We start from the raw sequence: 13,183 nt of genomic DNA on the forward strand, positions 1-13,183 counted from the left end.
GAAGGGAGATCAGGCCCGGGACAGGATCCGGCCGGCCACCGCGTCCAGCCGGGCCAGCAGGGCGGGGTCGCGCTTGTCGGGCGCGGTGATCAGCGCATGCTCCAGGGCACGGTCGCATCCGGCCCGGCAGGGGCCGCGCGGCTTGCCCAGCGCCGGAATGACGGATTTGACCAAAGCGCGGGCCTTGTCGGCGTTGGAGAGCATGACCTTGACGACCGCGTCGACCGTGACGCTGTCATGGTCGGGGTGCCAGCAATCGTAATCGGTCACCATCGCCACGGTCGCGTAGCAGATCTCGGCCTCGCGGGCCAGCTTGGCCTCGGGCATGTTGGTCATGCCGACCACCGAGCAGCCCCAGGAGCGGTAGAGGTTGCTTTCGGCGCGGGTCGAGAATTGCGGGCCCTCCATGACCAGGTAGGTGCCGCCGCGCGTCACGTCCAGGCCGAGCGCGCGGGCCGTGTCCTCGAGCGTGTCGCCGATGCGCGGGCAGAGCGGATCGGCCATCGAGACATGGGCGACGCAGCCCGTGTCGAAGAAGCTCTTTTCCCGGGCGAAGGAGCGGTCGATGAACTGGTCGATGATGACGAACCGGCCGGGGGGAAGGTCTTCCTTCAACGAGCCCACGGCCGACAGCGACACGATGTCGGTCACGCCCGACATCTTCAGCGCCGCGATGTTGGCGCGATAGTTCAGGCGCGACGGCGGGATCGGGTGCCCCCGCCCGTGGCGCGGCAGGAAGACGCAGCGCACCCCGTCCAGGCGGCCGAACAGCAACTGGTCGGACGGCATGCCCCAGGGCGTTTCCACCGTGCGCCATTCCTTGTCCTCGAGCCCGTCGACATCGTACAGGCCCGAACCGCCGATCAGGCCGATCACGGGTTCGATCGTTTCGGCCGGTACGGTGCCGGAGGCGGGATTAATGGACATTGGACCAGATTCTCCGTTTCAGAACGAATGTCAGGACGGCCAGGAACAGCAGGTAGAGCGTGACCTGCACCCCCAGGCGATGGCGTTCGGCCAGGTGAGGATATGCCGCCCAGGCGAGGAAATTGGTGACGTCACGGGCTTCCTGCGCCGTGGTTGCGGCCGTGCCGTCGGTAAAGGCGACCTGCCCGTCATGCAAGGGCGGCGGCATGGAGATTTCCGCATTGGCGGCATAGGGGTTGTAGAACGCGCCGGGATGGCTGGGCCGGTAGCCGGCGGGCGGCTGCGCGCCATAGCCGGTCAGCAGCGCGTAGATCCGGTCGGGGCCGCCCGGATAGACCAGGGCCAGGCGCGACTGGTCGGGGGGGACGGCGCCGCCGTTGGCCGCCGCCGCGGCCTGGGGGCTGGCGAAGGGTGCACGGAAATGATCGGCCGCGGTGGCCGGGCGGGTGACCGGCCGCCCCTGGTCGTCGGTGCCGCCGGGCACGCGCTGGCCGGCCGCGATCTGCCGCACCTGTTCGTCCGTCAGGCCGAGCGCCGCGAGGTCGCCATAGGTCAGCGCGTTCATGGCGTGGCAGGCCGAGCAGACCTGGGCATAGACCGCATAGCCGCGCTGGACCGACGCCATGTCGAAATGCCCGAGCGGCCCCTCGAATCCCCAATGGAGGTGCCGGGGCGCGGCATAGGGTGCCGACTGGGCATGGACGGCGGCAGGGGACGCCAGGAACAGCAGCGCGGCGAGCCGCGCCGTCGGCCGCATCGTCACAGGTCGCGGTCCAGCGCGGCGGCGATGCCGTCCGGCAGGACGATCCGCCGTTCGGTCCGCGCCGACAGCGGCAGAAGCACCAGGAAATGCGCGAAATAATAGACCACCGCCAGGCGCCCCACGACCATCCAGCCGCCTTCGGCATGATGGCGGCCGACCAGGCCCAGCAGCACGAAGCACAGCACCAGCAGCCCCATGCAGACCCGGTAGAACGGGCGGAAGCGCGCCGAGCGGATGGGGGACGTGTCCAGCCAGGGCACCAGGAACAGGACCAGGATGGACCCCATCGCCGCCAGCAGGCCGCCGAATTTCGAGGGAACGGATTGCAGCATCCCGTAGAAAGGCAGGAAATACCATGCGGGTTCGATGTCGGCGGGCGTATGCAGCGGGTTGGCCGGGCGGAAATTCTCGGCCTCGAACACCAGGCCGGGCATGAAGAAGATCAGGGCGGCGAACAGCACGCCGAACAGGACCAGGCCCAGCGCATCCTTGCTGGTATAGTACGGATGGAAGGGGACCGTCTCGTCCGGCGTCCTGGGTTCGATGCCCAGCGGGTTGTTCGAACCGGTGAAATGCAGCGCCGCGACATGCACCACGACCACGCCCAGCACGCCGAAGGCCACGACCATGTGCAGGATGAAGAACCGGTGCAGCGAGACGTCGCCCGGCGCATCGCCGCCCTGCAGGACATGTTCCAGTCCGGGCCCGATGAACGGGATCGCGTCCACCGCCTTGCCCGCCACGTCGGCGCCCCAATAGGACATCTGGCCCCATGGCAGCACGTAGCCGGCAAAGGCGGCGACCATGACCATGAGCAGCAGCACCAGCCCCGTCAGCCACAGGATTTCGCGCGGGCGCTTGTACGAGCCGTAATAGAGGCCCCGGAAGAGATGCACGTAGAGCGCCGCCAGGAACAGGCTGGCGCCCCCGGCGTGAACGGCGCGCAGCAGCCAGCTGCTGGGCAACTGGCGCTCGATCGCCTCGACCGACGCGAAGGCACCGGCCGCGGTCGGCGTGTAGTTCACGGCCAGGAAGATTCCCGTCGCCAGCATGATCAGCAGCATGACGGTCAGGATTGCGCCGAAATTCCATAATCCGTTGAGATTGATGGGCATCCGGTATTCGACATATTCCTTGCGGAAGCCCGAGACGACCGGCAGGCGGGCATCGAGCCAGGCGAGCACGCCGCCCTTGTCCCGCGCGTTCGCGGCGTCGCCGGACCCTGCGTCGCTCATGACCCTATCCTTGTCCTTCCAGTTCGCCGCCCAGTTCGCTGCCCAGTTCGCCGCGCGGCACCGGTTCTGCCTGCCTTCCATACCGGCGAGCGAGGGTTCCTTGCAATCATTGGCGCAAACAGGCACCCGTATTGCCGCGCCCGACGCGGCCCGCGACCGAGATGAGAGGCATTGGCTATGAACGAACCCCGCGCGTCCATTCCCCGCGACATGCTGGCCCATGACGCGCTCAAGGACCCGGCCCGCGCATGGTTCGAGGCATTGCGCGACCGGATCTGCGACGCGTTCGAGCAGATCGAGCGCGCGGCGGAGGACGTGCAGACCCTGCCCGGACGGACCGCGCCCGGCAGTTTCGTACGCACGCCGTGGGACCGGACGAACGAGGACGGATCGCCCGGCGGCGGCGGGGTGATGAGCCTGATGCGCGGGCGGGTGTTCGAGAAGGTGGGGGTCAACGTCTCGACCGTAACGGGCGTGTTCAGCCCGGAATTCCGCGGTACCATCCCGGGGGCGGCCGAGGATCCGCGCTTCTTCGCCACGGGGATCAGCCTGGTGGCGCATATGAGCAACCCGCTGGTGCCGGCGGCGCATTTCAACACGCGGCTGATCGTCACGACCGAGGGCTGGTTCGGCGGCGGCGGCGACATCACCCCGATGTTCCCCGACAGCCCCGCGGCGCAGGCGGATGCCGCGCGGTTCCATGCCGGGTTCCGCGCGGCGTGCGATCGGCACGACCCGGCCTATTACCCGCGCTTCAAGCAATGGTGCGACGAATATTTCTTTCTGCCGCATCGCGGCGAGCCGCGCGGCCTGGGCGGGATTTTCTATGACCGGCTGGACAGCGGCGACGCCGACGCCGACTTCGCCTTCACCCGCGACGTGGGGCTGGCGTTCCTGGAGACCTATCCCGCCCTTGTCCGCGACCGGATGGCGGCACGCTGGACCGCGGCGCAACGCGAGGCGCAACTGGTGCGGCGGGGCCGCTATGTGGAGTTCAACCTGATCCACGACCGCGGCACATTGTTCGGGTTGAAGACCGGCGGAAACACCGAAGCGATCCTGATGAGTCTTCCCCCCGAGGCCCGCTGGCCGTAATGTCCCGTCTTCGCCGCCGGAGGGGCGCCCCCAGCACCTGCCCCGGCACCTGCCATAGACTCGCCCCATTTCGGTGCCAGATGGTTGCTGGAATGGCGCTGGTGTCCCGCCCCCCGGAATTCATATGATGAATTTCGAGATCAGCAGGACATACGGTCGTTGATTTAGCTAGTGTCCGCCATGACCGTGAAATCCCGGGATTTCAGGTTCGGGGCACTAGGCATGGAGATGCCGATCTTGCCCCCAATTCGGCCCGCTTTCATTCAATTTTCCCGATCTGGGCAATTGTCCCGATCCGGGCGAGCATAGAGACGATGCGCCGGCGCCAGTTCCTCGCCACGGCGGGCCTTGCGATGCTCGGGACCATGGGGGCGGCCCGCGCGGCCGGCACGCTGCGGAATATCGCCGAGATCGTGCCCGCCGGCGGGGTGATCGCCGATCCCAGCCTGCTGGTGGCGGGCGGAGCCGAGAGCGAAGCGGGCAAATGGGGCGGCGTGCTGTCCGACGCGCTGGCCCGGGGCCTGGGCCAGCCGGCGCCCCTGCCGCGGCACCTGACCAGCGGCCAGGACGGGGTGACGGGCGCCAACCTGTTCGATACCCAGACCGTGCCCGACGGCACCACGGCCCTGCTGGTGCCGGGGGCGGCGCTGACGGCGGCGCTGGCCGGCGACCCGCGGGCGCATTTCGATTTCGGCCGCTGGGTACCGCTGATGATGAGCCTGCTGTCGCCCGTGGTGGTGGGGCGGGTGGAGCTGCATCGCACCCTGCGCGACCTAGTGCGCGATCGTCCGGTACGGGTGGCGGTGTCGGCCGCCAATTCCGGAATCGCGCTGGCGACGCTGCTGGCGATGAATGTGTTCGGCCTGCGCCCGGTGCCGGTGCCGGGCTTCGGCAGCCGGAAGGATGCGCTGGCGGCCCTGGCGGACGGACGGGTGGACGTGGTGCAACTGTCCGACCCGATGCCGCCGCGCGACCAGGCCGCCCTGTTCGACGCGCTGGCCGGCGGCGGCGCGGTGCCGTTGTTTACCCTGTCGGACGCGGTGCCGGTCGCGGCGGGCGGCCATGCGGTGCCGACCATGGCGGCACGCTTCACCCAGGAACGGGGCCGCGCGCCGAGCGGGCTGCTGTATGAGGCGTGGAAGGTCGTGGCTGCCGCCGCGTCGCTGGACGCGGCGCTGGTCCTGCCGATGCTGACCCCGCCCGCGCAGGTCGCCGGCTGGCGCCATGCCGTGGCGGTCGCGCAGGAGAGCGGCGCCGTGGCGGCCCTGACGGCCGGCAATGGCCGCAAGCTGGTCACCGGGCCGGATTGCGGGCCCCGCCTGCGCGACATGACCGGCGAGATTTCCGCCGTCCTGACGCTGCGCCGCTGGCTGGCCGTCCATACGCCGGAATGGCGCCTGGGCTGAAGACCCGGCTCGGCCGGCATTCCGCCCCTATTCCACTCCGTCCACCACCACGTGGGGCCGCCCGCGCGAGCAATGTTCGATGCGCGCACGCACGCCATAGACCTGCCGCAGCACCGGAGCGGTGACGACCTGCATCGGCGGGCCGGCGCCTTCGATTTTGCCGTCGGACAGCATGACCGCGTAATCGGCCTGCTGCAGCGCGATATTCAGGTCATGCAGCACCACGACGGTGACCATGCCGCGCGCGCGCGTTTCCTGGCGGACCATATCCATGACCGAGAACTGGTGATGCAGGTCCAGCGCGCTGAGCGGCTCGTCCAGCAGCAGCACGTCCGGACGGCGCACCAGCGCCTGGGCCAGCCCGACCAGTTGGCGCTGCCCGCCCGACAGCGCGTCCATATAGCGGAGCGCCAACTGGTCCACGCCCAGGCGGGCCAGGATCTCCAGCGATTCGGTCACCTCGTCGTCCTGCCACCCGCCCGCATGGGGGCCGGCGCGGCGGGCGGCGATGACGGATTCCAGCACCTGCAGATGCACGGGCGGCGGCAGGGCCTGCGGCAGATAGACGCAATGGCGCGCCCGCGCGGCCGGGCGCAGGCGCGACAGGTCGGTCGCGCCCAGCCGGACCTGGGCATCGGTGCGTTCCAGCCCGGCCAGGGCGCGCAGCAGGGTGGACTTGCCGCTGCCGTTGGGGCCGAGCAGAGCCGAAACGCGCCCGGCGGGCAGCGGGCCGAGCGACAGGTCTTGCAGCACCGTCCGCCGGCCGTAGCGGACCGTGACATTGCGGGCGCACAGGTCGCCGGCCTGGTCGGGGCCGGTCACGACGCCACCTGCCGCCGCAGCACGATGGCTAGAAAGAAGGGAATGCCCACCAGGGCGGTGACGATGCCCACCGGCACCACCACGCCCGGCAGCACGTTGCGCGCGGCGATCGACGAGAGCGACATGATCAGGCACCCGACCAGGACGCTGCCCGGCAGGTAGAAGCGATGGTCCTCGCCCAGCAGGCGGCGGGCGATATGCGGGGCGATCAGCCCGACGAAGCCGATCGTGCCGACGAAGGAGACGGCCAGGGCCGACAGGACGCTGATGCGCAGCAGGGCGGCGACGCGCAGCCGGCGGACATCGACGCCGAAGCTGGCGGCCCGTTCCTCGCCCATGCGCAGGGCGGTCAGCGCCCATGCCGCGCGGAAGGACAGCGGCAGGATGACCGCGCAGGCGCCCGCCAGGATCGCGAGCTTGCCCCAGTTGGCGCGGGTCAAGCTGCCCATGGTCCAGAAGACCAGGTCCTGCAGCGCGTCCTCGCTGGCCACGAACTGCACCAGCGAGACCAAAGCGTGGAAGGTGAAGACCAGGGCGATGCCGAACAGCACCACCGTGCTGGTCGAGGCGTCGCGCAGGCGCGAGACGAGGTCGAGCAGGAAGGCCGAGCCGACGGCGAAGGCGAAGGCGTCGGCCGAGACCACCCAGTCGGCCGGGACGCCCGGGATGCGCCATTGCAGGACGATGGCCAGCGACGCCCCGAACGCGGCGGCGGCCGAGACGCCCAGCGTGAAGGGGCTGGCCAGGGGGTTGTTCAGGATCGTCTGCATTTCCGCGCCCGACAGGCCGAGCGCGGCGCCGACGCAGACCGCCATCAGCGCATAGGGCAGGCGGATCTGCCAGACGATCACGCTCTGCCCCACCGGTCCGTCATGCGGATGCAGCAGGATGTGCAGCAGGGTCGCGGGCGGCAGGCCCGCCGGCCCCAGCGCGAAATCCAGCAGCATGGACAGCAGGATCAACACCGCCAGGACCAGCAGCACCAGCCCCCGCCGGCGCAGCAGCCGGCGATAGGATTGCCGGACCAGCCCCGCCTGCCGCGCGGAGGACATGGCGGCGCCCACGGCCCGGCCGGCGCCCGGGCCGGCGTCCGTATCGGCCAGGGTGGCGTGGTCGGTCATGCCGCGCTCATGGCTTCGCGGTGGCCTGGGGCGTTTCCATGCCTCCAGGCGTTGCCGAGACCCAGTAGGTGCCGCTGTCGGCGACGGGCAGGAAGCGCCGGTAGAGTTCGGCGCGGGTCGCATCCGGGTCCAGGTCGCGGAACAGATCGGGATGGAACCATTTGGCCATGATTTCGACCGCCAGGATGTTGTACGGCGAATCGTAGAACGAATGCCACAGCCCGTAGGCATGGCCGTCCCGGACCGCCGCCAGGGTCGCGATGCCCGGCCGCTGCAGCACCTGCCGGACCGAGGCGCGGGCCGTCGCCGGGTCGATTTCCGCGCCCATGCGCACGCCCGGGCCGCGATAATCGGGCCCCTTGGTGCCGTCCACGACGTAGAAATCGGGGTCGGCGGCGATCACCTGTTCCAGGTCGATGTCGCCGATATAGCCGGGCAGCAGCGGGGCGGCGATATTGCGGCCGCCCGCCGCATCGATGAAGGCGCCCATATTGCCCTTGCCCGCGGTATGGCAGCAGGATTCGCGGGTGCCGGCCAGCATTTCCAGGAACACGCTGGGGCGCGCCGAATCAGGCAGGGTCGCGAGCCGGGCGCGGATATGGTCGAGATGCGACTGGTAGAAGGCGATGAAATCCTCGGCTTCCCGACGGCGATCGAGCACCGCGCCCAGGATCCGCATCGATCGGACGGTGTCGCGCAGCGGATCGGCGCGGAAATCCACGAAGACCACCGGGACATGCGCGCTTTGCAGTTGCGCGACCAGTTCGCTGGCCGCGCCGGGGCCGTGGCCGCTGACGGCCAGGATCGCCAGGTCGGGGCGCAGGTCCAGCACCTTCTCGGGACTGACCGTGTCGGCCGTGGTCTTGCCGATCAGCGCGACCTTGGCCGCCGCCGGGAACAACGCCGCATATTTGTCGTAGCTCTGGACGTCGGCCTCGCGGAATTCGCCCTGCCAGCCGACGATGCGATCGAACAGATGGGATTTTTCCAGGGGGGCGAGCGCGTAGACCAGCCTGCCCTCCCCCAGGACGATCCGATGCACGTGGGCGGGGATGTCGACCTGCCGGCCCGCCAGGTCGGTGATCGTCTCGGCCCGGGCCTGGCCGCCGATTCCGATCGCGACGCCCCACAGCATCAATGCGGAGGCGGCCAGGCGCCGGATCGTCCGGGGGCGTTGTCCTGTCAAACTGCTTCTCCTGCTGGAGCAGATCCCGTTCAAACGGACTCGTTTGAACGGGTGAAGATGCGCGATAAATAACAACATAGAGCATTTCCGCTGAACCGGTGTTCAGTGGAAATGCTCTAGATGCGAATTGTTCTTAGCTGCATTGACGGGAGATGAGAAGCATTCGCGAGCGGAATTCGCGCGGGCGCATGGCAGCCATGCCGGCGCTCCCCGCGGTCACTCAGCTTTTCCTGTGTGCGGCGCGGCGCAGCAGGATGCGGACCGATCCCTGGTTGGCGGCATGCGGATGGGTGACGGCCAGGATCAGCGGCCGCAGGTCGGGCCGCCCCAGCCAGAAGGGCAGTTCGCGCCGCAGGACCCCGCCCCGCTGGCCGGAGCCGAGGCCGGTAATGACCTCGACGCAGCGGAGATTGTCCGCCCTGGCCTGGATCAGGAACGCATGCAGCCGCGAAAAGGCCGCCTGCACGTTCTGGCCGTGCAGGTCGAGCGTGCGGGCGGGACGCAGCTTGCCGCTGACCAGGGCACGCCAGCTCGTATCGTCCAGGCCGGGACGGCGGCGGCCGATTTCGATTTCGGCCTGGGTGCGGACCAGCGTGTGGCCGGGCACGCGGGGCCCCGGCATGGCGGCGGCGGGGGACGGAGTTGACGGCTGGGTCGATGGCTGGACTGGCGGCCGGGCCGATGGCCGATCGGGATCGGTTGTCGGAGCGGGCGCCGGAACGGGTGCCGTCCCTGCCCCGCCTTCGGATGGCGGCCGGGGAGATTTGCGCGCAAGCGGCGTGATGTCGCGGACGAAACTGCTCCAGAGCGCCTGTTCGTCTTCTCTGAGGATCCGCCGGCGGCGCACGACCCTGTCCTCCGCCCGCGTGGGGCGGCCCCGCGCCGCCGCCTTCCTGCGGATCGGAGTGTCTTAGAACAGAAAGCGTCCGGGGAACAGAAAGCGTCCGGGCCGAAGGCCCGAACGCGGTGCCGGCCCGTCTTACGGCGTGGCGTTGGCCAGGGTCTTGCCCTGATAGGTGCCGGTCAGGGTCTTGAGGAAGGAGACGATGTCGGCGACGTCGTGATCCGACAGGTCGTGATACGGCGTCTGGTAGCGCGCCATGTCCCGCACCGCCTGGTCCAGGGTCTTGACGCTGCCGTCATGGAAATAGGGCGCGGTCAGCGCGATGTTGCGCAGGTTCGGCACCTTGAAGCGTTCCGCGTCGGCATTGGCGTGGGTAACCATGTAGCGGCCACGATCGGCGTCGGTCAGCTTGCCGCCGCGATCGGTGAAATAGTCGCCCTCCAGGCCCATGGCCTCGTAGGCCTGGCCGCCCAGCGCGACGCCGCTGTGGCAGCCCGAGCAGCCGATGCTCTTGAACAGGGCGTAGCCGTTCTTTTCCTGCGCGCTCAGCGCCTGCTCGTCGCCCTTCAGGTAGCGGTCGAAGCGGCTGTCCGGGGTGATCAGGGTCTTTTCGTATTCGGCGATCGCGTCGGTGATCCGCTGCTTGTCGATGCCGTCGGACCCGAACGCCGCCTGGAAGGCGGAGACATAGGTCGGGTCCTGCCGCAGCTTGTCCGCGACGCCGTTCCAGTCATGCGCGCCCATTTCCAGCGGGTTCATCACCGGGCCGGCGGCTTGGTCGGCCAGGGTGGCGGCGCGGCCGTTCCAGAACTGGCTCATGTTGAAGGCCGAATCATAGACCGACGGCACGTTGATCGGGCCGTGCTGGTTGTTGATGCCCAGGGCGGTGACCCGGCCATCGACGCCGCCATGGTCCAGCGCGTGGCAGCTTGCGCAACTGACGGTGCCGTTGCCGGAAAGCTGCTTGTCGAAGAACAGGCGCTGGCCCAGCGCGACCTTGCCGGCATCGACCGGGATCGTTTCGGGGACCGGCTGCACCGGTTCGGCGGCGAAGCGCGCGGCGACGCCCGGGGTCGCGTAATGGGCACGCCGCTCGGCCGCGATCCAGGACAGCAGCGCATCACGCTGCGCCTGCGACAGATGGGCGTGCCAGTGCATCAGCAGGTAGAGCGTGGGCGGCATGCGGTTCTGGCGGATCACTTCCTCGATCCGCGACAATTGCTCCTCGGACGGCACGGTGCCGTTCTGGAAGGCGGCCAGCACCGGCTCGATGCGGAAATGGCGCAGGCCCTGGTCCAGGTCGCGCCGCATCAACTGGTTCGCCACCGGCACGTGGAAATAGAACGGCAGGTCCGTGCTGCGGGCGTGGCAGTAATCGCACCGGGCCTCGCGAATCGCGGCGAAGGCCGCCGCGGCCGTCGGGTCCTTCAGCGTGGGAGAACTGACCGACAGGGTCGGCGCCGTTTCATGGTCGAAATGAGTCAAGTAACCGATCACGCCGCCATAGGCGGCCACACCCAATGCTGCGACGGATAGTACGATCTTGCGGACCGACACGGCAATTCTCCCCTGATGCGTTGGGGACGGTGTGCCAATCCATCAATTAACTGTCAAAATAATCTTTTCTATCAAAACCATCGAGTGAATCGATGATATTGGGCCGGGCGGCGTCATTTCATCGCGTCGTTCATCATCCGGGCCAGCCGCTCACGCGCTATATTCACATAGTCCGTATCGAGATCGATGCCGATCGCGCGCGCGCCTTCGGCATGGGCGGCGACCAGAGTGGTGCCGGTGCCCATGAACGGGTCGAGCACCACGGCGCCCGGACGGCCGTGCAGGCGGATGCACATGCGCGGCAACTGCACGGGAAACGTGCCCGGATGGTGGAATTTCTGCGCCTTGTCCTGCACGGTTTCATAGGGGATGAACCAGGTGTCCCCCCGACAGCGCCGGTCCTGTTCGTGCCCGCGGCGCGCGATGTTGGATTTGTCCTTGTAGGGCACGCCGATGTCCAGGCGCCGCAATTCCACCGTCCCGCTGCGGGTCAGGTGAAACAGATGCTCGTGGTTGCGATGCAGGTAGCGCGGGCTGTTGACCGGCTTGAAATGGCCGAACGTGTCCTCGTCCACCGAGACGGATTTGATCCAGCTGATATGGTTCTGCAGGTGGAAGGTCGCGCGCAGGCGGGTCGCCAGTTCGAAGGGAATCCAGGGTTGCGAGGACGACCCGGCGATATTGAGGAAAAACGACCCGTCGGGGCGCAGGACGCGGTGCAGTTCGGCCGCGATCGCCATCATCCAGTCCAGGTATTGGGCTTCGGTCATCCGGTCGCTGTAGGTCCGGTAGCCCAGCCCGATATTGTAGGGTGGCGACGTCACGACGACATCGACCGATTCGGGGTCCATCCTGCGCAGCACGCGCAGACAATCGCCCCGGTACAGCACATGCGGATCGAGCGCATAGCGCAGCGTGCGCGGCACGGCCGCCGCCTTGGCCTTGGCGCCTGCCTTGCGCGGGGACGTCATGGCTCGGGTTCCTTCAGGGCTGCCGGGTGACGACGGGACGAGGTACGAAGACGACCATCCGGCCATCCTGGCGCATCGCGCCGGCGACCTGCTCGGCCTGGTCGCCCCAGCCCAGGAACAGGTCGGCCCGCCCCGGTCCCTGGATGTCGGTGCCGGTATCCTGCGCGAAGACCAGGCGCCGCCAGCTTGCATTCGCGGGCGCGGGCAGTGTCGTTTCGACCCAGATGGGCGCGCCCAGCGGAATCGCCCGCTGGTCCACCGCCGCGGTCCGGCCGGGCGCCAGCGGCACGCCCATCGCCCCCGGCGCCCCCTGGTCGGGATGGAGATTGTCCAGCATGTCGAAAAACACGTAGTCCGGATTTTCCTCCATCACCGCGCGGGCCCGGTCGGGATGGGCGCTGAGCCAGGCGCGAATCGACTGCATGCTGACCGCGTCCTCGTCCATTTCGCCCTGCCGGACCAGCACGCGGCCCAGCGGCACGTAGTCCCGGCCGTTCTTGCCGCCATAGCCCAGGCGGACGACCTGTCCGCTGGGCAGGCGGACACGGCCCGATCCCTGGATCTGCAGGAAGAACAGGTCGGCCGGGTCGGCGACCCACAGCAATTCCAGGTTGCGCCCGGCCAGCGCGCCCGCATCGATCTGCGCGCGCGTCCAGTAGGGCACGAATTTTCCGTTCTCCCAGCGCCCGGTCACCATCCGCCCGTCGGTGGCCCGGGTGCGCACCAGGTCATCGGGCACCCGATAGACCGGGGTCTGGAAGATGCCGCCGCGCGACAGCGCGCCGCGGATCTCGGGTTCATAATAACCGGTGAACAGCGCCGACGGGGTCATGAGCGTCGGCTGGAACCAGGTCTCGAAGAATTGCCGCGCCGCCGGGCCGTCACCCACGGGAAGCGATGCGGCGGCGCGGCAGGACGGCAGCCAGTCGCCGACATGCGTGCCCAACCTGCCGCCCGGGCTGCCACTGGGGGCGTCGCCGGAGCCCTGGTCGCCGGTGCTCAGGCTGGTCCCCGGGCTGCTGGTCCCCAGGCTGCCGGTTCCCAGGCTCGCTTCGACCGGCAGGCGCCCCAGATGGCGGCATTCGGCCAGGAAAGTCGGCAGCGCGGCCGCGGCTTCCTCCGCGCCCCAGCCCTGGAGGTCGGCGAAGGGGACGGGCCGGCCGCCGCCCGGGATGGTGGCGGCGCAGGCGGACAGCAGGGCGATCGCCGCAACGGCGGCTCCCCGCAGGGTCTTGGTCATGAATGGATAGGGCAAG

The 13,183-nt window shown here is 69.0% G+C and carries 12 protein-coding genes; 2 read left to right on the forward strand and 10 right to left on the reverse strand.

Annotation, left to right across the window (positions count from 1 at the left end):
* Positions 1-9: 9 nt before the first annotated feature.
* Genes QN315_RS01400 through QN315_RS01410 form a run of 3 tightly spaced genes read right to left on the reverse strand, consistent with a single transcriptional unit; the run spans position 10 to position 2,925 of the window.
* Positions 10-927 carry an S-methyl-5'-thioadenosine phosphorylase gene (locus QN315_RS01400; RefSeq protein WP_323991191.1) on the reverse strand — a complete coding sequence of 306 codons (918 nt, stop codon included), beginning with the start codon at positions 925-927 and terminating at the stop codon, positions 10-12.
* Positions 917-1,684: a cytochrome c1 gene (locus QN315_RS01405; RefSeq protein WP_323993730.1), complete on the reverse strand. Its 768-nt coding sequence runs from the start codon at positions 1,682-1,684 to the stop codon at positions 917-919. The genes QN315_RS01400 and QN315_RS01405 overlap by 11 nt, the downstream gene beginning before the upstream one ends.
* A gap of 2 nt (positions 1,685-1,686) precedes the next feature.
* A complete protein-coding gene (locus tag QN315_RS01410; protein WP_323991192.1) occupies positions 1,687-2,925 on the reverse strand; it encodes a cytochrome b N-terminal domain-containing protein in 1,239 nt (412 codons plus the stop codon).
* A gap of 177 nt (positions 2,926-3,102) precedes the next feature.
* Between QN315_RS01410 and hemF the strand changes: the two genes are divergently transcribed.
* Both hemF and QN315_RS01420 read left to right on the forward strand, forming a co-directional pair.
* The gene (hemF, locus tag QN315_RS01415; RefSeq protein WP_176640883.1) at positions 3,103-4,020 is read left to right on the forward strand and encodes an oxygen-dependent coproporphyrinogen oxidase; all 918 of its coding nucleotides are present in this window, start codon (positions 3,103-3,105) and stop codon (positions 4,018-4,020) included.
* 314 nt (positions 4,021-4,334) lie between these two features.
* Positions 4,335-5,426, forward strand: a complete 1,092-nt coding sequence (locus tag QN315_RS01420) for a hypothetical protein (protein ID WP_323991193.1) — start codon at positions 4,335-4,337, stop codon at positions 5,424-5,426.
* Between the two features lie 27 nt (positions 5,427-5,453).
* Here QN315_RS01420 and QN315_RS01425 read toward each other — a convergent pair whose 3' ends face one another.
* From QN315_RS01425 to QN315_RS01455, 7 genes are all read right to left on the reverse strand, one after another.
* The gene (locus tag QN315_RS01425) at positions 5,454-6,248 is read right to left on the reverse strand and encodes an ABC transporter ATP-binding protein (protein ID WP_323991194.1); all 795 of its coding nucleotides are present in this window, start codon (positions 6,246-6,248) and stop codon (positions 5,454-5,456) included.
* Positions 6,245-7,300, reverse strand: a complete 1,056-nt coding sequence (locus QN315_RS01430) for an iron ABC transporter permease (protein WP_323993733.1) — start codon at positions 7,298-7,300, stop codon at positions 6,245-6,247. Before QN315_RS01430 ends, QN315_RS01425 begins: the two co-directional genes overlap by 4 nt.
* Positions 7,301-7,376: 76 nt before the next feature.
* Positions 7,377-8,504 carry an ABC transporter substrate-binding protein gene (locus QN315_RS01435; RefSeq protein ID WP_323993736.1) on the reverse strand — a complete coding sequence of 376 codons (1,128 nt, stop codon included), beginning with the start codon at positions 8,502-8,504 and terminating at the stop codon, positions 7,377-7,379.
* A 271-nt stretch (positions 8,505-8,775) separates the two neighbouring features.
* Positions 8,776-9,402, reverse strand: coding sequence for a Smr/MutS family protein (locus tag QN315_RS19530; RefSeq protein WP_408904565.1), 627 nt, complete (start codon positions 9,400-9,402; stop codon positions 8,776-8,778).
* 132 nt (positions 9,403-9,534) lie between these two features.
* Positions 9,535-10,956 (reverse strand): cytochrome-c peroxidase, encoded by a 1,422-nt coding sequence (locus QN315_RS01445; protein WP_323991196.1) that lies wholly within the window; start codon positions 10,954-10,956, stop codon positions 9,535-9,537.
* Between the two features lie 113 nt (positions 10,957-11,069).
* The gene (locus QN315_RS01450; RefSeq protein WP_323991197.1) at positions 11,070-11,927 is read right to left on the reverse strand and encodes a site-specific DNA-methyltransferase; all 858 of its coding nucleotides are present in this window, start codon (positions 11,925-11,927) and stop codon (positions 11,070-11,072) included.
* A 13-nt stretch (positions 11,928-11,940) separates the two neighbouring features.
* Positions 11,941-13,167: a murein transglycosylase A gene (locus QN315_RS01455; protein WP_323991198.1), complete on the reverse strand. Its 1,227-nt coding sequence runs from the start codon at positions 13,165-13,167 to the stop codon at positions 11,941-11,943.
* Between the last annotated feature and the right edge of the window lie 16 nt (positions 13,168-13,183).

It is taken from the genome of Nguyenibacter sp. L1 (assembly GCF_035199985.1).
GTDB lineage: Bacteria > Pseudomonadota > Alphaproteobacteria > Acetobacterales > Acetobacteraceae > Gluconacetobacter > Gluconacetobacter vanlangensis.